General features: G+C 65.1%; 20 protein-coding genes. 14 read left to right on the forward strand and 6 right to left on the reverse strand.

Annotation, left to right across the window (positions count from 1 at the left end):
* Positions 1–13 precede the first annotated feature (13 nt).
* The 4 genes from ugpC to BM382_RS03155 all read right to left on the reverse strand — a co-directional run bounded on the left by ugpC (position 14) and on the right by BM382_RS03155 (position 4,337).
* The gene (gene ugpC, locus BM382_RS03140) at positions 14–1,117 is read right to left on the reverse strand and encodes an ABC transporter ATP-binding protein (RefSeq protein WP_011061360.1); all 1,104 of its coding nucleotides are present in this window, start codon (positions 1,115–1,117) and stop codon (positions 14–16) included.
* A 23-nt stretch (positions 1,118–1,140) separates the two neighbouring features.
* A complete protein-coding gene (locus tag BM382_RS03145; RefSeq protein WP_011061359.1) occupies positions 1,141–1,971 on the reverse strand; it encodes a carbohydrate ABC transporter permease in 831 nt (276 codons plus the stop codon).
* 10 nt (positions 1,972–1,981) lie between these two features.
* Positions 1,982–2,908, reverse strand: a complete 927-nt coding sequence (locus BM382_RS03150) for a carbohydrate ABC transporter permease (RefSeq protein ID WP_011061358.1) — start codon at positions 2,906–2,908, stop codon at positions 1,982–1,984.
* A gap of 157 nt (positions 2,909–3,065) precedes the next feature.
* Positions 3,066–4,337 (reverse strand): ABC transporter substrate-binding protein, encoded by a 1,272-nt coding sequence (locus tag BM382_RS03155; protein ID WP_239690403.1) that lies wholly within the window; start codon positions 4,335–4,337, stop codon positions 3,066–3,068.
* A gap of 385 nt (positions 4,338–4,722) precedes the next feature.
* Here BM382_RS03155 and BM382_RS03160 point away from each other — a divergent pair, with 385 nt between their 5' ends.
* From BM382_RS03160 to BM382_RS03185, 6 genes are all read left to right on the forward strand, one after another.
* Positions 4,723–5,745, forward strand: coding sequence for an AraC family transcriptional regulator (locus BM382_RS03160; RefSeq protein ID WP_041120647.1), 1,023 nt, complete (start codon positions 4,723–4,725; stop codon positions 5,743–5,745).
* Between the two features lie 242 nt (positions 5,746–5,987).
* The gene (locus tag BM382_RS03165; protein ID WP_072441797.1) at positions 5,988–7,652 is read left to right on the forward strand and encodes an AMP-binding protein; all 1,665 of its coding nucleotides are present in this window, start codon (positions 5,988–5,990) and stop codon (positions 7,650–7,652) included.
* Between the two features lie 14 nt (positions 7,653–7,666).
* Positions 7,667–8,428: an SDR family NAD(P)-dependent oxidoreductase gene (locus BM382_RS03170; protein ID WP_072441799.1), complete on the forward strand. Its 762-nt coding sequence runs from the start codon at positions 7,667–7,669 to the stop codon at positions 8,426–8,428.
* Between the two features lie 12 nt (positions 8,429–8,440).
* Positions 8,441–9,631 carry an acetyl-CoA C-acyltransferase gene (locus BM382_RS03175; RefSeq protein WP_011061353.1) on the forward strand — a complete coding sequence of 397 codons (1,191 nt, stop codon included), beginning with the start codon at positions 8,441–8,443 and terminating at the stop codon, positions 9,629–9,631.
* Positions 9,632–9,643: 12 nt separating this feature from the next.
* Entirely contained in the window at positions 9,644–10,771 is a 1,128-nt protein-coding gene (locus BM382_RS03180) for an acyl-CoA dehydrogenase (protein ID WP_015635656.1), read from the forward strand.
* 20 nt (positions 10,772–10,791) lie between these two features.
* Complete coding sequence (locus BM382_RS03185) at positions 10,792–11,565, forward strand: enoyl-CoA hydratase (protein WP_011061351.1); 774 nt, start codon at positions 10,792–10,794, stop codon at positions 11,563–11,565.
* A gap of 161 nt (positions 11,566–11,726) precedes the next feature.
* On the opposite strand, the gene BM382_RS03190 is transcribed toward BM382_RS03185, so the two are convergent.
* Complete coding sequence (locus tag BM382_RS03190; protein ID WP_011061350.1) at positions 11,727–12,878, reverse strand: acyl-CoA dehydrogenase family protein; 1,152 nt, start codon at positions 12,876–12,878, stop codon at positions 11,727–11,729.
* 4 nt (positions 12,879–12,882) lie between these two features.
* Positions 12,883–13,989, reverse strand: coding sequence for an enoyl-CoA hydratase/isomerase family protein (locus BM382_RS03195; RefSeq protein ID WP_072441801.1), 1,107 nt, complete (start codon positions 13,987–13,989; stop codon positions 12,883–12,885).
* Positions 13,990–14,449: 460 nt separating this feature from the next.
* Between BM382_RS03195 and BM382_RS03200 the strand changes: the two genes are divergently transcribed.
* The 8 genes from BM382_RS03200 (at position 14,450) to BM382_RS03235 (ending at position 21,202) form a co-directional block, all read left to right on the forward strand.
* Positions 14,450–15,229 (forward strand): transporter substrate-binding domain-containing protein, encoded by a 780-nt coding sequence (locus tag BM382_RS03200; protein ID WP_011061348.1) that lies wholly within the window; start codon positions 14,450–14,452, stop codon positions 15,227–15,229.
* 72 nt (positions 15,230–15,301) lie between these two features.
* Complete coding sequence (locus tag BM382_RS03205) at positions 15,302–16,027, forward strand: ABC transporter permease (protein ID WP_011061347.1); 726 nt, start codon at positions 15,302–15,304, stop codon at positions 16,025–16,027.
* On the forward strand, positions 16,024–16,734 hold the full coding sequence (locus BM382_RS03210; RefSeq protein WP_072441803.1) for an ABC transporter permease: 711 nt from the start codon (positions 16,024–16,026) through the stop codon (positions 16,732–16,734). Before BM382_RS03205 ends, BM382_RS03210 begins: the two co-directional genes overlap by 4 nt.
* Before the next feature lie 64 nt (positions 16,735–16,798).
* Positions 16,799–17,560 (forward strand): ABC transporter ATP-binding protein, encoded by a 762-nt coding sequence (locus BM382_RS03215; protein WP_072441805.1) that lies wholly within the window; start codon positions 16,799–16,801, stop codon positions 17,558–17,560.
* A 12-nt stretch (positions 17,561–17,572) separates the two neighbouring features.
* A complete protein-coding gene (locus BM382_RS03220) occupies positions 17,573–18,052 on the forward strand; it encodes an Lrp/AsnC family transcriptional regulator (protein ID WP_011061344.1) in 480 nt (159 codons plus the stop codon).
* Positions 18,053–18,309: 257 nt separating this feature from the next.
* Positions 18,310–19,248 (forward strand): citrulline utilization hydrolase CtlX, encoded by a 939-nt coding sequence (locus tag BM382_RS03225; RefSeq protein ID WP_072441807.1) that lies wholly within the window; start codon positions 18,310–18,312, stop codon positions 19,246–19,248.
* Positions 19,245–20,279, forward strand: coding sequence for an arginine N-succinyltransferase (astA, locus tag BM382_RS03230; RefSeq protein WP_015635649.1), 1,035 nt, complete (start codon positions 19,245–19,247; stop codon positions 20,277–20,279). The genes BM382_RS03225 and astA overlap by 4 nt, the downstream gene beginning before the upstream one ends.
* Before the next feature lie 59 nt (positions 20,280–20,338).
* Positions 20,339–21,202, forward strand: a complete 864-nt coding sequence (locus BM382_RS03235) for a LysR family transcriptional regulator (RefSeq protein ID WP_072441809.1) — start codon at positions 20,339–20,341, stop codon at positions 21,200–21,202.
* The last annotated feature ends 67 nt before the right edge of the window (positions 21,203–21,269 follow it).

Genomic DNA, 21,269 nt, shown 5'->3' on the forward strand with positions numbered 1-21,269 from the left:
GGGCTCTCTGGGATCAGGCGGCGGCGCGCAGGGGGCGGGACACGGCGACCCCCTGGGCATCGAATAGATGGCAGTGCTGGGGGGCCAGGTGCAGGTGCAGCTGTTCGCCGTAGCGGCTCGCCAGGTCACCGCGGATACGCAGGGTCAGGGCTTCACCGCAACTGCTGCGGACATGGCAGAAGGTGTCGCTGCCCAGGCGCTCGGCCACGTCGCTGGTGACCGCCAGGCTGCCCGGGCCGGGCTCGCCCAACTCCAGATGCTCGGGACGGATGCCCAGGGTCACCTCGCTGCCCAGGCTCAGTTGCGCACCGCTCTGCTCCAGGCGCAGGCGTGCCCCGGCATCCAGCTGGACCTCGCAGCCCTGGCCGTCGACGTGGCTGATGCGGCCCTTGAGAAAGCCCATCTTCGGCGTGCCGAGAAAGCCTGCGACAAACAGGTTGGCCGGGCGATGGTAGAGCTCCAGGGGCGAGCCCACCTGTTCCACCCGGCCACCATTGAGCACCACCACCTTGTCTGCCAGGGTCATGGCTTCCACCTGGTCGTGGGTCACGTAGATCATGGTGGCCTGCAGTTCCTTGTGCAGGCGCGCCAGTTCCAGGCGCATCTGTACCCGCAGGGCGGCATCGAGGTTGGACAGCGGCTCGTCGAACAGGAAGATCTTCGGGTTGCGCACAATGGCCCGGCCAATGGCCACGCGCTGGCGCTGGCCGCCGGACAGCTGCTTGGGCTTGCGTTCGAGCATCGGCCCCAGTTCCAGGATGCGCGCCGCTTCGTCGACCTTTTGCTGCACCAGGGCCTTGTCGACCCCCGCCAGGTCCAGGGCGAAGGACATGTTCTTGCGCACGCTCATGTGCGGGTACAGGGCGTAGGTCTGGAACACCATGGCCAGGTCGCGCTTGGCCGGGCTGACTTCGGTGATGTCGCGCCCGTCCAGCTCGATGCTGCCGCCGCTGACTTCCTCCAGGCCGGCAATCAGCCGCAACAGGGTGGACTTGCCGCAGCCCGAGGGGCCGACGAACACCACGAATTCCTTGTCGTTCACCTCAAGGTCAATGCCCTTGATGATCTCGAAGCCTTCGAAGCCTTTTTGCAGGTTGCTGATTTTCAGGTGAGCCATGGGATGTCTCCAGAATTCGAGGGTTACTTCACCGCGCCAAAGGACAGGCCGCGCACCAACTGCTTCTGGCTGATCCAGCCGAATATCAGGATCGGCGCGCAGGCCAGGGTCGAGACCGCCGAGAGCTTGGCCCAGAACAGCCCTTCGGGGCTGGAGTAGGAGGCGATCAGCGCGGTCAGCGGGGCGGCGTTGGAAGAGGTCAGGTTCAGCGACCAGAAGGCCTCGTTCCAGCACAGGATCAGCGACAGCAGTGCAGTGGAGGCCAGGCCACCCTTGGCGATGGGCATCAGCACCCGCAGCATTTCCTGGGCCAGTGTGGCGCCGTCCAGGCGGGCGGCTTCGAGGATGTCCCGGGGGATGTCCTTGAAGTAGGTGTAAACCATCCACACCACGATCGGCAGGTTGATCAGGGTGTAGATCACGATCAGCGCGATGCGCGTATCCAGCAGGCCAAAGCTCTTGGCCAGCAGGTAGATGGGCATCAGCACGCCCACCGGCGGCAGCATCTTGGTGGAGAGCATCCACAGCAGGGTGCGCTTGGTGTTGCGGGTTTCAAAGAAGGCCATGGAGTAGGCCGCCGGCACCGCGATCAGCAGGCACAGGGCGGTCGCGCTGAAGGAAATCACCACCGAGTTCCAGGCGAAGGCCAGGTAGTTGCTGCGCTCGTTGATGTGCAGGTAGTTCTCGAGCGTTGGCGTGAAGATGAATTGCGGCGGCGTGGCAAAGGCGTCGATCTCGCTCTTGAAGCTGGTCAGCACCATCCAGAAGATCGGGAAGAAGATCAGGATCGCGATGGCCCAGGCCAGGGTGCCCAGTAGCAGGCTTTGCAGGCGTCGGGATTGTTGCAGGGTCATGGCGGCCACCTCAGCTCTGGTCAGTCAGGTTTTTGCCGATCATCCGCACCAGGATGATCGCGGCGATGTTGGCGATGACCACGGCGATCAGCCCGCCGGCCGAAGCCATGCCGACGTCGAACTGCACCAGGGCCTGGTTGTAGATCAGGTACGCCAGGTTGGTGGAGGCGTAGCCCGGGCCACCGTTGGTGGTGGTGAAGATCTCGGCGAACACCGACAGCAGGAAGATGGTCTCGATCATCACCACCACGGCAATCGGCCGGGCCAGGTGCGGCAGGGTCAGGTGCCAGAAGATGGCGATGGGCCCGGCACCATCGAGGCGCGCGGCTTCCTTTTGTTCCTGGTCCAGGGACTGCATGGCGGTCATCAGGATCAGGATGGCGAACGGCAGCCACTGCCAGGAAACGATGACGATGATCGACAGCAGCGGGTAGTGCGCCAGCCAGTCCACCGGCTGGGCGCCGAACAGTTTCCACAGCGCGGCGAGGATCCCCGACACCGGGTGGAAGATCAGGTTCTTCCAGATCAGCGCGCCCACCGTGGGCATGATGAAGAACGGCGAGATCAGCAGCACCCGGACGATGCCCCGGCCGAGGAACTCGCTGGCCTCCAGCAGGGCGCTGATCAGTACCCCGAACACCACGCTGATCAGCAGTACGCTGCCCACCAGCAACAGGGTGTTGGTGGCCCCGGGCACAAAGCCCGAATCACTGAGGAAGTAGCTGAAGTTCTCCAGGCCGACGAACTGGTTCTCGCCGGGGTACAGCAGGTTGTAGCGGATCACTGAAAAGTACAGGGTCATGCCCAGGGGCACGATCATCCACAGCAGCAACAGCGCCACCGAGGGGCTGACCAGGAACCAGCCGGGGTTGGCCAGGCGGCTTTTGCGAGGCGCCGCCTGCGGTTGCACATGCAGCTTGGCAGTCGAGGTATTCATAAGGGTCACAACCAGTTGGGTACAAGGGGGCGCGACACGGCGCTGGCACGGCCGGGCTGCCCGTAGGTGCTGGCTTGCCAGCGAAGGCGCCCTTGAACACTGCGCAAGACTCAAGGGCCTCTTCGCCGGCAAGCCGGCTCCTACAGGGAGAGCCGGGTTATTTCGGGTAGCCGGCGCGTTTCATTTCCCGTTCGGTGCTCTGCTGCGCGGCCGCCAGGGCCTGGTCCACCGTGGTCTGGCCGATCAGGGCGGCGGAAAACAACTTGCCGACCTGGGTGCCAATGGCCTGGAACTCGGGGATGGTCACCAGTTGGATGCCGACGTAGGGCACGGGCTTTAGGGTGGGCTTGCTCGGGTCGGCGACCTTCAGCGATTCCAGGGTGACCCTGGCGAACGGCGCGGCCTGCATGTAGGCCTCGCTGTAGGTGGAGGCGCGGGTGCCCGGCGGCACATTGGCGATGCCATCCTTCTCGGCCACCAACGCGGCGTACTGCTTGGATGTGGCCCAGGCACTGAAGGTCTTGGCGGCGTCCTTGGCCTTGGAACTGGCGGGGATCGCCAGGGACCATGAGTACAGCCAGGCGCTGCCCTTGTCAGTGACCTGGTGCGGCGCGTAGGTGAAGCCCACATGGTCGGCGACCTTGCTCTGGCTCTTGTCGGTGACGAAAGAGCCGGCCACGCTGGCGTCGACCCAGATCGCGCACTTGCCGCTGTTGAACAGCGCCAGGTTTTCGTTGAAACCGTTGCTCGAAGCCCCCGGCGGGCCGGACTTCTTCATGTTGTCGACATAGAAGGTCAGGGCGTTCTTCCATTCCGGCCCGGTGAACTCCGGCTGCCACTTCTCATCGAACCAGCGCGCCCCGTAGCTGTTGGCCAGGGTGGTGATCAGCGCCATGTTTTCGCCCCAGCCGGCCTTGCCCCGCAGGCACAGACCGTATTGCTCCTGGTCGGGCTTGTTGAGCTTGGCGGCGAATTCGCCGATCTGCTCCCAGGTCGGCCGCTCGGGCATGCTCAGGCCGGCCTCCTTGAACAGGTCGGTGCGGTAGTAGGTCATGGAGCTTTCGGCGTAGAACGGCAGGGCATAGAGAGTGCCCTTGACCGACAGGCCCTCGCGCACCGAAGGGAAGACATCGTCCAGCCCATAGTTGGCCGGCAGGTCCTGCATCGGTTGCAGCCAGCCCTTGGCACCCCAGAGTGCGGCTTCGTACATGCCGATGGTGAGCACGTCGAATTGCCCGCCCTGGGTGGCGATGTCGGTGGTCAGGCGCTGGCGCAGCACGTTCTCTTCCAGCACCACCCAGTTCAGCTTGATGTCCGGGTGCTCGGCCTCGAAGGTCTTGGACAGGCGTTGCATGCGGATCATGTCGCTGTTGTTGACGGTGGCGATGGTCAGGGTCTGGGCGCCAAGGGTGACGCTGCTGAGGGTCATGCAGGTGGTGAGGAGCAGGGCTTTGCTGCAGGGTTTCATCGTTCACTCCTGTCCTGCGCCGGTGAGGGCTGCAGAAGGACGGTTATTGTTGTTATGTCTTCCTCTGCCGAGGAAGAAGGTGGGCTGATTACAGCCCTCAAACGCGGTGCTGACAAATCATCCCTGACACTTGAATTGATACTTTTTTGCACTGGCTCGCCAAAGGGCCCTTGGCTTGGGCAGACGTTCTGCGGGACTCGCTGGCGCTTGGGTCTGTTCGCGGCCTTGCAGATGCGTATTGGTTTTGCCTGGCAGGAGGGGTTGCCACTTAGCCCAAAGCCCACTGGCTTTTTCCCGGTCACTGCCTAAGATGGCCATCCCAGGATTGAGTAAACCGTTGGCCGCGATGTCGGAAAAAGACACCATCTCCATGCAACTGGTGCGCGAGGCACTGCTGCAAAGCTGCGCCCCGGGCGCCGCCACCGATGAAGTGCTGCACAAGGTTGGCATCGACCCGGCGGGCCTGCAGCAGGGCACGGCGCGGGTACCGGCCAGTGCCTATGCACGGCTCTGGCGCCTGCTGGCGCGGCGCCTGGACGATGAGTTCTTCGGCATGGACCCGCGCCGCCTGAAGTCCGGCAGCCTGGCCTTTCTCTGCCGCTCGGCCATGGCCCAGCCGACCCTGGCCAGCGGGTTGGACTCGGTGCTGGGCTTTCTGACGCTGATGTTCGAGCGCATGCCGGCGCAGCTGGTGCACCAGCAGAGCCTGGCGGAAATCGTCCTGCTGGAGGATGAACACGAGCCTAGGCGGGCCTTTACCTACTTCACCTACTGGATGATTGTCCACGGCGTGGCCTGCTGGTTGGCGGGCCGGCGCATTCCGATCCTGGCCATCGAGCTGCGCGGCCCGCAGCCGGATTTCTGCGACGACTACCGGGTGATGTTCTCCGACAACCTGCGTTTCGAGCGGCCGCGCACGCGGATGATCATCGCCGCCGACTGCCTGGACCTGCCGATCAAGCGCAGCGAGGAAGAGCTCAAGCGCTTCCTGGCCCATGCCCCGGCCAACATCCTGGTCAAGTACCGCGACCCCGAGAGCCTGGCCAGCCGCATCAAGCAGCAGTTGCGGCAACTGCCAGGGGAGCAGTGGCCCGAGAGCGAAAGCCTGGCCCAGAGCCTGTGCATGTCCGCCTCGACCCTGCGCCGGCGCCTGGCGGAAGAGGGCCAGAGCTACCAGGCGCTCAAGGACAGCGTGCGCAAGGAACTGGCGATTGTCTGGCTGGCCGAGCCGCAGATCAGCTTTGCCGAGATTGCCGGGCGCCTGGGGTTTGCCGACACCAGCTCGTTCTATAAGGCCTTTCGCAAATGGTCCGGTTCCAACCCCGGGCATTACCGCAGCCTGATCCTCAACGACCCGCACCTCTCGTAGGCGCCGGCTTGCCGGCGAAAGGGCCCGCAAGCCTTGCACCGCCCGGGCCGACGCCTTCGCTGGCAAGCCAGCGCCTACGGCAATTTCAGGTGCCGCCGCCAACCGTGGCGGGGCGTGCTCTTGGCCAAACCGGTCACGCAACTTGATAGCTTTGACCATTGTTCCGCGAGGGCTCTGGCGCCAGTATTTCCCTGATTTTCATGAGGTTCCCATCCTAATAAGAACAGTGAGGGATTCTGGCAATGCGCAACTACCTGTCTGCTATCAAGGAATTCGATTATCAGCACACCATGGAGTCGGCCCTGGCGGGCTCGCTCTCAGCCCTCAATGCCTGTGTCGAGTGCTGCGACCGGCATGCCTTGCCCGGGCGCATCGCGCTGTTCTGGGAAGGCCGGGACGGCAGCAGCGCCAGCTACACCTTCACTGAACTGCAGGACAAGGCCGGGCGCCTGGCCAACTTCTTCCTGGCCCAGGGGGTCGGCAAGGGCGACAAGGTCGCCGGGCTGCTGCCACGCAATGTCGAACTCTTGATCACGGTGCTGGCCACCTGGCGCATTGGCGCGGTGTACCAGCCGCTGTTCACCGCCTTCGGCCCCAAGGCCATCGAGCACCGCCTCAACAGCTCCAAGGCCAAGCTGGTGGTCAGCGACGCGGTGAACCGGCCCAAGCTGGCGGAAGTCGCCGAATGCCCGACCATCGTCACGGTCGCAGGCGCCCAGGGCCAGGGCATCGTGCGCGGTGACTTCAGCTTCTGGGCCGAGCTGGAACAGTACCCGGCCCAGTGCGAGCCCGTGCTGCTGACCGGCGAAGACCCATTCCTGCTGATGTTCACCTCGGGCACCACCGGCCCCTCGAAAGCCCTGGAAGTGCCGCTCAAGGCCATAGTCGCGTTCCAGGCCTACACCCGCGACGCCGTGGACCTGCGCCCGGAAGACGCCTTCTGGAACGTCGCCGACCCGGGCTGGGCCTACGGCATCTACTTCGGCGTCACCGGGCCCTTGGGCCTGGGCCACCCGATCACCTTCTACGATGGCCCCTTCACCCTGGAAAGCACCTGCCGGGTGATCAACAAGTACGGCATCACCAACCTCACCGGTTCGCCCACTGCCTACCGCCTGCTGATCGCTGGCGGCGACCAGTTCGCCCGTTCGATCAAGGGCCGCCTGCGTATCGTCAGCAGCGCCGGCGAGCCGCTCAACCCTGAAGTCATCCGCTGGTTCGCCGAACAGCTGGGCGTGGTGATCCACGACCACTACGGCCAGACCGAGCTGGGCATGGTGCTGTGCAACCACCACGGCCTGGAGCACCCGGTGCATGTCGGCGCCGCCGGTTTCGCCTCGCCGGGCCACCGCATCGTGGTGCTGGATGAGCACTACCAGGAACTGGGCGTCGGCCAGCCGGGGATTCTGGCCATCGACCGCAGCCAGTCACCCATGTGCTGGTTCGCCGGTTACGCCGGGGTGCCGACCAAGGCCTTTGTCGGCAACTACTACTTAAGCGGCGACACCGTGGAGCTGAACCAGGACGGCAGCATCAGCTTCGTGGGCCGCAGCGACGATGTCATCACCACCTCCGGCTACCGGGTCGGCCCGTTCGACGTGGAAAGCGCACTGATCGAACACCCGGCCGTGGTGGAAGCGGCGGTGGTGGGCAAGCCCGATCCGGAGCGCACCGAACTGGTCAAGGCCTTCGTGGTGCTCAGCGAGCAGTACCGCGCCACCGATGAGCTGGCAGAGGAGTTGCGCCAGCACGTGCGCAAGCGCCTGGCGGCTCATTCCTACCCCCGTGAAATCGAATTTGTCAGCGAATTGCCGAAGACCCCAAGCGGCAAATTGCAGCGCTTTATCTTGCGCAACCAGGAAATCGCCAAGGCTCAAGAGGCCGCGGCGTCAACAGCTACCGCATGAACAGGATTTGAATGATGGACATTGCAAACCAGGTGTTTCTCGTCAGTGGCGGCGCTTCCGGCCTGGGAGCCGACAGCGCCGAAATGCTGGTCGCCGCCGGCGCCAGGGTGATGCTGGTGGACCTCAATGCCGAGGCCGTGGCGGCCAAGGCCCAGCAGCTGGGCTGCCAGAGCGTGGTGGCCGACATCAGCCAGGAAGCCGCGGCCGAAGCGGCGGTGCAGGCCACGGTCAAGGCCTTTGGCGGGCTCAACGGCCTGGTCAACTGCGCCGGCATCGTGCGTGGCGAGAAAATCCTCGGCAAGAACGGTCCCCACGCCCTGGCCAGCTTCAGCCAGGTGATCAACGTCAACCTGATCGGCAGCTTCAACCTGCTGCGCCTGGCAGCAGCAGCCATTGCCGAAAGCCCGGCCAATGCCGACGGCGAGCGCGGGGTGATCATCAACACGGCGTCCATCGCCGCCTTCGACGGGCAGATCGGCCAGGCGGCCTACGCTGCCTCCAAGGGCGCCATCGCCAGCCTGACCCTGCCGGTGGCCCGGGAGCTGGCACGCTTCGGCATCCGGGTGATGACCATCGCCCCGGGTATTTTCGAAACCCCGATGATGGCCGGCATGAGCGACGAAGTGCGGGCCGGCCTGGCCGCCGGCGTGCCATTCCCGCCACGCCTGGGCAAGCCCGCCGAGTACGCCGCGCTGGTGCGGCACATCATTGAAAACAGCATGCTCAACGGCGAGGTGATCCGTCTCGACGGCGCCTTGCGCATGGCCGCCAAGTAAGGAGGATTCATCATGTCCATTGCCCAAGATCCGATTGTCATCGTCAGCGCCGTCCGTACCCCCATGGGCGGTTTCCAGGGGGACCTCAAAGGCCTCAGCGCGCCGCAACTGGGGAGCGAAGCCATTCGCGCCGCAGTCCAGCGCGCCGGCATTGCACCGCAGGCGGTCGAAGAAGTGCTGTTCGGCTGCGTGCTGTCCGCCGGCCTCGGCCAGGCCCCGGCCCGTCAGGCCGCCCTGGGCGCCGGCCTGGACAAGGGCACCCGCTGCACCACCCTGAACAAGATGTGCGGTTCCGGCATGGAGGCCACCATCCTGGCCCACGACATGCTGTTGGCCGGCAGTGCCGAGGTGGTGATCGCCGGTGGCATGGAAAGCATGTCCAACGCCCCGTACCTGCTGGACCGCGCTCGCAGCGGCTACCGCATGGGCCACGGCAAGGTGCTGGACCACATGTTCCTCGACGGCCTGGAAGACGCCTACGACAAGGGCCGCCTGATGGGCACCTTCGCCGAGGATTGCGCCGAGGCCAACGGCTTTACCCGCCAGGCCCAGGACGATTTCGCCGTGGCTTCCCTGACCCGTGCCCAGCAGGCGATCAAGGACGGCCTGTTCAAGGACGAGATCGTTCCCCTGCAGGTGATGGTCGGCAAGGAGTCGAAGCTGATCAGCGACGACGAGCAGCCGCCCAAGGCCAAGCTGGACAAGATCCCTACCTTGAAACCGGCGTTCCGCGACGGTGGCACCGTGACTGCGGCCAACTCCAGCTCGATCTCCGACGGCGCCGCGGCCCTGGTGCTGATGCGCCGCTCCGAAGCTGACAAGCGCGGCCTCAAGCCCCTGGCAGTGATCCACGGCCACGCGGCCTTCGCCGATACCCCCGGGCTGTTCCCGGTGGCCCCGGTGGGTGCCATCGAGCGGCTGATGAAGAAGACCGGCTGGTCGTTGAACGAGGTCGACCTGTTCGAGATCAACGAAGCCTTCGCCGTGGTCAGCCTGGTCACCATGAGCAAGCTGGAAATCCCCCACGCCAAGGTCAACGTGCACGGCGGCGCTTGCGCCCTGGGCCACCCGATCGGCGCTTCCGGTGCGCGGATCCTGGTGACCCTGCTGTCGGCCCTGCGCCAGAAAGGCCTCAAGCGTGGCGTGGCCGCGATCTGCATCGGCGGTGGTGAAGCCACGGCCATGGCCGTTGAATGCCTGTAACGAGGAATCCCGATGTTGCCCAATGACGAACAACTGCAGATCAGCGACGCGGCCCGGCAATTCGCCCAGGAGCGCCTCAAGCCTTTCGCCGCCGACTGGGACCGCGAGCACCGCTTTCCCAAGGAAGCCATTGCCGAGATGGCCGAGCTGGGTTTCTTCGGCATGCTGGTGCCCGAGCAGTGGGGCGGGTGCGACACCGGCTACCTGGCCTATGTCATGGCCCTGGAGGAAGTCGCCGCCGGTGATGGCGCCTGTTCCACCATCATGAGCGTGCACAACTCGGTGGGCTGCGTGCCGATCCTCAAATTCGGCAACGATGACCAGAAGGAACGCTTCCTCAAGCCCCTGGCCAGTGGCGCCATGCTCGGCGCCTTCGCCCTGACCGAACCCCAGGCCGGCTCCGATGCCAGCAGCCTGAAGACCCGGGCCCGCCGCGACGGCGACCACTATGTGCTCAACGGCTGCAAGCAGTTCATCACCTCCGGGCAGAACGCCGGGGTGGTGATCGTGTTCGCTGTCACCGACCCGGCGGCCGGCAAGCGCGGCATCAGTGCCTTTATCGTGCCCACCGACTCGCCGGGCTATAAGGTCGCGCGCGTCGAGGACAAGCTCGGCCAGCATGCCTCCGACACCTGCCAGATCCTCTTCGAGGATGTGAAGGTGCCGCTAGCCAACCGCCTGGGCGAGGAGGGCGAGGGCTACAAGATCGCCCTGGCCAACCTTGAAGGCGGGCGCGTGGGCATTGCCTCGCAATCGGTGGGCATGGCCCGGGCCGCATTCGAAGCGGCACGGGATTACGCCCGCGAGCGCGAAACCTTCGGCAAGCCGATCATCGAGCACCAGGCCGTGGCCTTCCGCCTGGCGGACATGGCCACCCAGATCGCCGTGGCGCGGCAGATGGTGCACTACGCCGCGGCCCTGCGCGACAGCGGCAAGCCGGCGCTGGTGGAGGCCTCGATGGCCAAGCTGTTCGCCTCGGAAATGGCCGAGAAGGTCTGTTCCGCGGCCTTGCAAACCCTGGGCGGCTATGGCTATTTGAGCGACTTCCCGGTGGAGCGGATCTACCGCGATGTGCGCATCTGCCAGATCTACGAAGGCACCAGCGACATTCAGCGCATGGTCATTTCGCGCAATCTCTGACTTTTAGCAGGAGCTGATTCATGAGCTACGAAACCATTCTGTTGGACATCAAGGGCCGGGTCGGCCTGATCACTCTCAACCGCCCCCAGGCGCTGAACGCCCTCAATGCACAGATCGTCGGCGAGGTGAACCAGGCCCTGGATCGCCTGGAAGCCGACCCGCAGATCGGCTGCATCGTCATCACCGGTTCCAAGAAAGCCTTCGCCGCCGGTGCCGACATCAAGGAAATGGCCGAGCTGAGCTACCCGCAGATCTACCTCGACGACCTGTTCAGCGACAGTGACCGCGTGGCCAACCGGCGCAAGCCGATCATCGCCGCGGTCAACGGCTTCGCCCTGGGCGGCGGTTGCGAACTGGCGCTGATGTGCGACTTCATCCTGGCTGGCGACAACGCCAAGTTCGGCCAACCGGAAATCAACCTCGGCGTGCTGCCGGGCATGGGCGGCACCCAGCGCCTGACCCGCGCGGTCGGCAAGGCCAAGGCCATGGAAATGTGCCTGACCGGGCGTTTTATCGACGCCGTGGAAGCTGAGCGTTGCGGCATCGTCGCACGCATCGTGCCGGCCGATGAACTGGTGGAAGAAGCCCTGAAAGTGGCAGCGGTGATTGCCGGCAAATCGATCCCGGTGAGCATGATGATCAAGGAAAGCGTGAACCGCGCCTTTGAAGTCAGCCTGTCCGAGGGCGTGCGCTTCGAGCGCCGGGTATTCCACGCCGCCTTCGCCACCCAGGACCAGAAAGAAGGCATGGCCGCCTTCATCGCCAAGCGTGACCCGCAGTTCAAGGACCAGTAACCGCAGCGTCCTAGCCACGTAGGAGCTGGCTTGCCAGCGAAGGCGTCCCCGAGGGCAGCGCATGACTCAGGGGCCTGCTCGCCGGCAAGCCGGCTCCCACGAGGGAACAGCCAAAAAAAATCGCAGCCCCGGCTGCGATTTTTTGTTTTCGGCGTCAATGCCTACAGCTGGTAATGCTTCAACTCGCGAGCGATCAGCAGGCGCTGGATCTCGCTGGAGCCTTCGTAGATCTGGGTAATTCGCGCATCGCGGTAGTAGCGTTCCACCGGATAGTCTTCCAGGTAGCCGTAGCCGCCATGGATCTGCATGGCCGAGGAGCAGACCTTCTCGGCCATTTCCGAGGCGAACAGCTTGGCCTGGGAAGCCTCCGACAGGCACGGCTGGCCCGCGCTGCGCAGGCGCGCGGCGTGGAGGATCAGCAGACGGGCGGCATTCAGGCGGGTGTGCATGTCGGCCAGCAGGTTGGCGATGCTCTGGTGTTCGATGATCGGCTTGTCGAACTGCACCCGCTCCCGGGCGTAGGCCAGGGCGGCTTCAAAGGCGGCGCGGGCGATGCCCAGGGCCTGGGCGGCGATGCCGATGCGCCCGCCTTCGAGGTTGGACAGGGCGATGGCCAGGCCCTTGCCCCGTTCACCCAGCAGGTTGGCCTCGGGGATGGTGCATTGGTTGAGGGTCACGGCGCAGGTGTCGGAGGCGCGGATGCCCATCTTGTGTTCGGTGCGGTCGACGATGAAGCCAGGGGTGTCGGTGGGCACCAGGAACGCCGACAGGCCTTTCTTGCCCAGTTCCGGGTCGGTCACTGCAAAAACGATGGCTAGCTGGGCGCGCTTGCCGTTGCTGACGAACTGCTTGGCGCCGTTGATTACCCACTGGCCGTCCCGCAGTTCGGCGCGGGTGCGCAGGTTGTGGGCTTCGGAGCCGGCCTGGGGTTCGGTCAGGCAGAAGCAGCCGATGGCTTCGCCAGCGGCCAGGCGCGGCAGCCATTGCTGCTTTTGTTCCTGGCTGCCGTAGTTGAGGATCGGCCCGCAGCCCACCGAGTTGTGGATGCTCATCAGGGCACCGGTGGCGCCGTCGCCGGCGGCGATTTCTTCCACTGCCAGGGCATAGGCCACGTAGTCCAGGTAGCTGCCGCCCCATTCCTCGGGAACCACCATGCCCAGCAGGCCCAGTTCGCCCATCTTGCGCACCAGGCCATCGTCGATCCAGCCGGCCTTTTCCCAGGCCTGGGCATGGGGGGCGATCTCGCCTCGGGCGAAGTCCCGGGCCATGTCGCGGATCATCACTTGCTCTTCGGTCAGTTCAATGTCGTGCATGAGTTCAGCTCCCGCTGCCGTCAAAACCGCTGAAGAAGCTCGCCACCCGATCGGCGTCGAGGGCCGCCAGGGTGGGCGGATTCCAGTGCGGAGTCTTGTCTTTGTCGATGATCAGGGCGCGTACGCCTTCCATCAGGTCGCCACGCTCGAACCACTGCCGGTCCAGGTGCAGTTCCAGGGCGAAGCATTGTTCCAGGCTCAACTGGCGGCCGTGGCGCAGCATTTCCAGGGTCACGGCCATGGCCAGGGGAGAACGGGTTTCCAGCAGGTCGGCGGTGCTGCGCGCCCATTCATGGCTGTCGGCAACGGTGACGGTACGCAGTTGCTCGACGATGCTGGGTACGTCCGCCTGGGCGAAGAAGTGGTCGACGACCGGGCGCAAGGCTTGCAGGGGCGCATCGGGCAGGGCCTGCACCGCGAGCCTGGCCAGCAGGCCTTGCAGGTCCTTGAGGGGCGAGTCGCTCCAGTGCAGGCGGTCCAGGCGCTGGTTCAGCAGGTCCAGCTTGCTGCTGTCCAGGTGCCAGTCGGCCAGGCCGCAGTACAGGGCATCGGCGGCGCGGATCTGCACGCCGCTGACTCCGAGATAGATCCCCAGCTCCCCGGGTATGCGCGACAGGAAGTAACTGCCGCCAACATCCGGGAAGTAACCGATGGCCACCTCCGGCATCGCCAGGCGGCTGCGCTCGGTGACTACCCGCAGGTCGGCGCCTTGCACCAGGCCCATGCCGCCACCCAGGACAAAACCGTCCATCAGCGCCAGCACCGGCTTGCGGTAGTGGTGGATGGTCAGGTCAAGGGCATATTCCTCGACGAAGAAGTCTTGGTGCAGGCTGTCGCCGCTGTGGTAGCTGTCGTACAGCGAGCGGATATCGCCGCCGGCGCAGAAAGCCTTGTCCCCCGCGCCACGCAGGACGACGGCGTGGATCAACGGATCCTGGGCCCAGTGGTCCAGGTGCTGCTGCAAGGTGCGGACCATCGACAGGGTGATGGCGTTGAGGCCGGCGGGGCGGTTTAGGGTCAGGTAGCCGATGTGGTTGCGCACCTCGACCAACACTTCGTCCGGGGTGGCGTCGCAGGCCCGGCTCGCCTGGGATGAAACCTGAGCAGTCATCACTAACTCCCTGCTTTTATTGTTTTTTATATGAGGCTCGCGCGCGAGCATCGGCGGATCGTAGCAGTGCAAATTTGCCAATTACAACCCGGAAAGCTGCAGGTCGACTGTGCATTTTTGCATGACAAAAAAACACGCCCTGGCCTTGCGCAACCGCTCTGGACCAAGGTGTAGAGCCTTGACGACAGAATCGGCTGTGAAATAGCCGTGATCAGCCGATCCCGGCTGTTTCAGGCGCCCCTTACGACACCTGGGCCACTTCGGCAGTTGGCATTCTGGCGCTCCGTTGCAGCGTAGACCGCGGCAACCAGGAACGGGTTCGGCTCTGCGCGCCAAACCCGGCCAATAACAACAAGAACCCGACTGCGGCGACCCCGCATCCACTCTCTGCCCCTGTCACAAGTGGGGCCTGGCATTGCTGCCGGGCCGCTATAAATCCAAATAATCCGGGACTCTGAAGATGACTAAACACTGGCTGGCTGTGCCGTTACTGGCAATTGCGTGCGTTTCCATGGGCGCCAGCGCCAAGGAATGGAAAGAACTGCGCTTTGGCGTCAACCCGAGCTATCCGCCCTTTGAATCCACCACGGCAGGCGGCGGCGTGCAGGGCTTCGGTGTCGACCTGGGCAACGCCATCTGCGCCGAGCTCAAGCTCAAGTGCGTGTGGGTCAGCAACGACTTCGACGGCCTGATCCCGGCACTCAAGGCCGGCAAGTTCGACGCCATCGAGTCCTCCATGACCGTTACCGATGCGCGGCGCAAGCAGATCGACTTCAGCGACCGCCTGTACGCCGGCCCCACGGCCATCGTCACGCGCAAGGGCTCGGGCCTCGAACCCACCGGCGAATCGCTGAAGGGCAAGACCCTGGGCTACATGCAGGGCACCGTCCAGGAAACCTACGCCAGGGCCAAGCTGGGCCCGGCGGGAGTCAAGCTGCGGGCCTACCAGAACCAGGACCAGGTCTATGCCGACCTGGTCTACGGCCGGCTGGACGCCTCGATCCAGGACAAGCTGCAAGCGCAGATGAGTTTCCTCGCATCACCCCAGGGCGCCGACTTCGAGAACAGCGTCGGCATCAGCGACCCTCTGGTGCCGTCGGAGATCGCCATTGGCCTGCGCAAGGACCAGGACGAGCTCAAGGCCATGCTCAATGGCGCCATCCAGGCGCTGCATGAGAAGGGCATCTACGCCCAGATCCAGCGCAAGTACTTCGGCGACCTCGACCTCTACAACAACTGATCGCCCACGGCGGGCCCCGGGACTGTTACCCAGTATCCCGGGCCCGGCCGTGGCCCGAGCAAGGTGATTGGCGTGAATACCTTTCTGACTCTGTTGGGCCTGGACCTCGAGGTCCTGCAAGGCTATGGGCCGCTGTTGCTGCACGGCGCCTGGATGACCCTGAAACTCTCCGCCCTGGCGCTGCTGGTGAGCATGCTCCTGGGGTTGCTGGGGGCGGCGGCCAAGCTTTCGCCGCTGCGCCTGCTGCAGATCCCGGCGACCTGCTACACCACCTTGATCCGCGGCGTACCGGACCTGGTGCTGATGCTGCTGATCTTCTACAGCCTGCAGGGCTGGCTCACGGCCCTGACCGAACTGCTGGACTGGCCCTATATGGAGATCGACCCCTTCGTGGCCGGGATCGTGACCCTGGGCTTCATCTACGGCGCCTATTTCACCGAGACCTTTCGCGGGGCAATCCTCAGCGTGCCCCGGGGCCAGCAGGAAGCCGCGGCGGCCTTCGGCCTGAGCCGCATGCAGCGCTTTCGCCACGTGGTGTTCCCGCAGATGATGCGCTTCGCCTTGCCGAGCCTGGGCAATAACTGGCTGGTGCTGCTCAAGGCTACGGCGCTGGTGTCGATCATCGGCCTCACCGACCTGGTCAAGGTGGCCCAGGAAGCCGGCAAGAGCACCTTCAATATGCTGGATTTCCTGCTCCTGGCGGCGGCCCTGTACCTGCTGATCACCAGCGCTTCAAACCAGCTGCTGCGGCGCCTGGAACGGCACTACAACCAGGGCGTGCGAGGGCTGTCTCGATGATCGAACTGATCCAGGAATACTGGCGGCCGTTTCTGTTCACTGACGGCGAGAGCCTTACCGGGCTGGCCATGACCCTGTGGCTGCTGGTGGCCAGCCTGGCCATGGGTTTTGTCCTGTCGCTGCCCCTGGCCATTCTGCGCACCTCGCACTGGGCGCTGCTGCGCTGGCCGGTGCAGCTGTTCACCTATGTGTTTCGCGGCACGCCTTTGTACATCCAGCTGCTGATCTGCTACAGCGGCCTGTACGGCATTGCCGCGATACGCCAGCAGCCGTTTCTCGAAGCCTTCTTCCGCGATGCCATGAACTGCACCTTGCTGGCCTTCACCCTGAACACCTGCGCCTACACCGTGGAGATCTTCGCCGGGGCCATCCGCAGCATTCCCTATGGCGAGATCGAGGCAGCCCACGCCTATGGCCTGAGCGGCTGGCGCCTGTACTGGCGGCTGATCCTGCCTTCGGCCCTGCGCCGGGCGCTGCCGTACTACAGCAACGAGGTGATCCTCATGCTGCACGCCACCTCGGTGGCCTTCACCGCCACCATCCCGGACATCCTCAAGGTGGCCCGGGACGCCAATGCCGCCACCTTCATGACCTTCCAGGCCTTCGGCATCGCCGGCCTGTTGTACCTGGGGCTGTCCTTCGGCCTGGTGGCGGCCTTCCGCCTGGCGGAGCGGCGCTGGCTGAGCTTCCTCGGCCAGGCTCACTGACGCTCCTTTCCTCTTTTTCCTATCCAGAACCTTGCTGCCAGCGGCGGGGTTCCAGGAGTCTGCGATGTACAAATTGACCGTTGAAAATCTCTACAAGCGTTTTGGTGACAACGAGGTGCTCAAGGGCGTCTCGTTGAAGGCCCGGGCCGGAGACGTGGTGAGCATGATCGGCGCCAGTGGCTCGGGCAAGAGCACCATGCTGCGCTGCATCAACTTCCTGGAGCGGGCCGATGCCGGGGCCATTGCCCTGGACGGCGAGGAGGTTGTCACCCGCGAGGCCCCTGGCGGCATGCAGGTGGCCAGCCCGGCCCAGTTGCAGCGCCTGCGCACGCGCCTGGCCATGGTGTTCCAGCACTTCAACCTGTGGAGCCACCTCAGCGTGCTGGAGAACATCATGCTGGCGCCGTGCCGGGTGCTGGGCATTGGCCGCAAGGAGGCCGAAGCCAGTGCCCGGGCCTACCTGGACAAGGTGGGCTTGGCGCAACGGGTGGCCGAGCAGTACCCGGCGTTCCTGTCCGGTGGCCAGCAACAGCGGGTGGCGATCGCCCGGGCCCTGGCGGTGGAGCCGCAGATCCTGCTGTTCGACGAGCCGACCTCGGCGCTGGACCCGGAACTGGTGGGGGAGGTGCTGAAGGTGATCCAGGCCCTGGCCGAAGAGGGGCGGACCATGCTCATGGTCACCCATGAAATGAGCTTTGCCCGACAAGTGTCGAGCCAGGTGTTGTTCTTGCATCAAGGGCGGGTCGAGGAGCAGGGTAGCCCGGCGATTCTCGACCAGCCGCAGAGTGAACGTTTGCAGCAGTTTCTATCCGGCCGTTTGAAGTGAGGGAAGACATCCATGGCGGACATCCGCGACCTGTCGATCGTGCTTGATCGAATCGACCAGGCGATCATCGAGGTTCTGCGCCACGAAGGGCGCATCACCTACCAGAAGCTCTCCGAGCGCGTGCACCTGACCCCCAGGCCGTGCCTGGAACGGGTGCGCAAGCTGGAGCAGCTCGGGGTCATCCGTGGCTACGGGGCGATCCTCGACGAAAAGAAACTCACCCCGGGGCTGTCGCTGCTGGTGCTGGTGGCCTTGTCCAACCAGAGCGGGCGGGCGGCGCAGAAAGCCTTCGAGGCCAAGGTCCGCGCCTGCCCCCAGGTGCTGGAATGCCGGCTGATCAGCGGCGCCTTCGACTACAGCCTGCGCATGCGCTGCCGGGACATGGAGCACTACCGGGTGCTGACCGAAGTCTGGTTCGACGACCCGGACCTGCACATCGACAAACTGGTCAGCCACCCTGAACTGGCGATGGTCAAGACCGGCATGGAATAACCCCCGGTACGCCCCCCGCCGCAGGAGCCGGCTTGCTGGCGAACAGGCCCGCAAGCCTTGCACCGCTCGCAAGATCGCCTTCGTTGGCAAGCCTGCTCCTGCAGGTCGCATATCGGTGTTTTCAGGGGGTGCGAAATCGGCTGGGGCAACCCGTGCTTTCAGCCATTTCCTGCTGTGCAGGCCCGCCGTTCAGCCGGGTTTTGTCCCGACAAAAAAACACAATGGGCCCCTCTGAAACCTCATTGATTGCGTGCCCCATGCAGACTACCCATAGCGTTTTGATGATTCGCCCTACGCGTTTTTCGTTCAACCAGGACACTGCCGGCAACAACCATTTCCAGCGCCCGCCCGGTGCCGCCGAAGACGTGCAGGCCAAGGCCCTGCAGGAGTTCGACGGCTACGTCGCGACGCTGCGCGAGCATGGGGTCCGGGTGCTGGTCCATGAAGACGGCGCCGCACCCCATACCCCGGATTCGATCTTTCCCAACAACTGCTGGAGCAGCCACCCCGACGGCACCCTGGTGCTGTACCCGATGCAGGGCCCCAACCGCCGCCTGGAGCGCTACAAGGGGGTACTGGCGCACCTGCACGAGCAGTACCAGGTGAACCGCACCCTGGATCTCACCTCCCTGGAGCAGGAGGAACTGTTTCTCGAAGGCACCGGCAGCATGGTCCTGGATCGCCAGCAGCGCATCTGCTACGCCGGCTACTCGACCCGCACCCACGCCCGGGCCCTGGACCAGCTGGTGGCGCACCTGGGTTACGAGCTGTGTGCCTTTCATGCCCGGGACCGCCAGGGTGAGCCGATCTATCACACCAACGTGATGATGAGCGTCGGCAGCCAGCTGGCGGTGGCCTGCCTGCTAGCCCTGGACGATGCACAGGAGCGGGCGGCCCTGCGCCAGCGCCTGGAAAGCAGCGGCAAACAGCTGCTGCCCTTGACCTGGGCCCAGCTGGAATCCTTCGCCGGCAATATGCTGGAAGTCCACAACAGTGCCGGCGAGCCGCTGCTGGTGATGTCCCGCAGTGCCTGGCGCTCCCTGGATGCCGAGCAGCGCCGGCTGATCGAGCGCCATGTGCAGCCGGTGCCGGTGAACATCGACACCATTGAACGCATCGGCGGCGGCAGCGCCCGCTGCATGCTGGCGGAAATCTACCTGCCCGAACGTCAACCTCAGCTGGAGCTCTCGCGATGATCGTCCGTCCCGCCACCCTGGCCGATTTGCCGGCGCTGCTGGCCCTGGCCCACAGTGCCGGTGCCGGCCTGACCACCTTGCCCGCCGACGCCGGGCGCCTGCGGTCACGCCTGCAATGGGCCGAGCAGACCTTCGCCGGCCAGGCCTCGCGGGCCGATGCCGACTACCTGTTCGTGCTGCAAAGCGCGCAGGGCGAGGTGGTCGGCATCTGCGCCCTGGCCGGCGCCGTGGGCCTGCGCGAGCCCTGGTACAACTATCGGGTCGGGCTGTTTGTCGCGGCCTCGAAAAACCTGGGGATCAACCAGCAACTGCCGACCCTGTTCCTGGGCAACGACATGACCGGCCATTCGGAACTGTGCTCGCTGTTCCTGCATGCCGACCACCGCCAGGGGCTCAACGGGCGCCTGCTGTCCAAGGCGCGCTTCCTGTTCCTGGCCGAGTTCCGCGAGCTTTTCGGCGACAAGGTGATCGCCGAGATGCGGGGCTATTCCGACGAGCAGGGTGTGTCGCCGTTCTGGGAAGGCCTGGGCCGGCACTTTTTCAAGATGGATTTCGCCGACGCCGACTACCTCACCGGCCTTGGCAACAAGACCTTCATCGCCGAGCTGATGCCCAAGTTTCCCTTGCCCACCTGCCTGCTGCCGGAGCCGGCACGGGCAGTGATCGGCCGGGTGCACCCCAATACCGAACCGGCCCTGGGCATGCTCAAGGCCGAAGGTTTTGCCTTCAAGGACTACATCGACATCTTCGACGGCGGGCCCCTGATCGAATGCGCCACCGGCGACATCCGCGCAGTGCGCGACAGCCAGGTGCTGCAACTGAGCATCGGAACCCCGGGGGAGCAGGCCCAGCCCTACCTGGTCCACAACCGCCAGTTCGCCGACTGCCGGATCAGCGTGGCGGCGGCGCGGGTCGCCGCCGGCACCCTGATTGTCAGCCGTGACAGCGCCCGGGCCCTGGGGTTGCCGGCCGGGGCCTCGGTGCGGGCGGTGAGCCTGGCGGTGCCGGCGCGGCAAATGTCCGCAGCCTAGAAGCGTCGTGGCGCGAGCGCCGCTACAATGGCGCTCGAATTTTCTGCCGGCGAGGCACCATGGACATCGATCTGGCCCGCACCTTCCTGGAAATCGTCCGCAGCGGCAGCCTGATCGCTGCTGCCGAGCGCCTGCACCTGACCCAGACCGCCATCAGCGCCAGGGTGCAGAACCTGGAAGGCCAGCTCAACTGCAAGCTGCTGGTGCGCAACCGCGCCGGCGCCCGGCCCACCGCCGACGGCGAGGCCTTCATCAGCTACGCCAACCAACTGGTGCAGACCTGGGAGGCAGCCCAGCGCGACCTGCCGCTGCTGGCCGGCTACCGCAATGTGCTGCACATCGGCGGCGAGCTGAGCCTGTGCAACCCGCTGATGCTCAACTGGGTGCGGCGCCTGCGCCAGGCGTTGCCCAACCACGCCGTGCGCACTCAGATCGGCGAAGGCGCCAGCTTGCAGCGGCAACTGGAGCTGGGCGTGCTGGACGCCGCGCTGGTGTTCCAGCCGCTGTACTCGCCGGGCTTGCAGGTGGAGCAGTTACTGGAGGAAAAACTGATCCAGGTGCGCTTGGCGGGGCGCCCCGAGCCCTATGTGTACATCGATTGGGGCGAGGACTTTCGCCGCCAGCACGACGCCGCGCTACCTGCGCAGGCCAAGGCGGCAGTGGGCTTCAACCTCGGGCCGCTGGCCCTGCAGTTCATCCTCGATGCCGGTGGCAGCGGCTATTTCCGCACACGCGTGGTGCAGAGCTACCTGGAGAGCGGTGTGCTGGAGCGGGTGGAAAAAGCCCCGGAGTTCAACTTCCCCACCTACCTGCTGTACGCCCGCGAGCGCGATACCCCAGAGCTGCAACAGGCGTTCGCGGTACTGCGGGAAGTGATAGAAAGCGACACCGACTGGTCCCAGCGCTGGTCGCCGATGGTCTGAAACCCGGCAACCTGGCAGGCGAGGAGGCCCTTGAGTGATGGGTTGTCCTTGAGGGCGCCTTGGCGGG

This window comes from Pseudomonas sp. NFPP25 (genome assembly GCF_900116505.1).
Taxonomy (GTDB): domain Bacteria; phylum Pseudomonadota; class Gammaproteobacteria; order Pseudomonadales; family Pseudomonadaceae; genus Aquipseudomonas; species Aquipseudomonas protegens.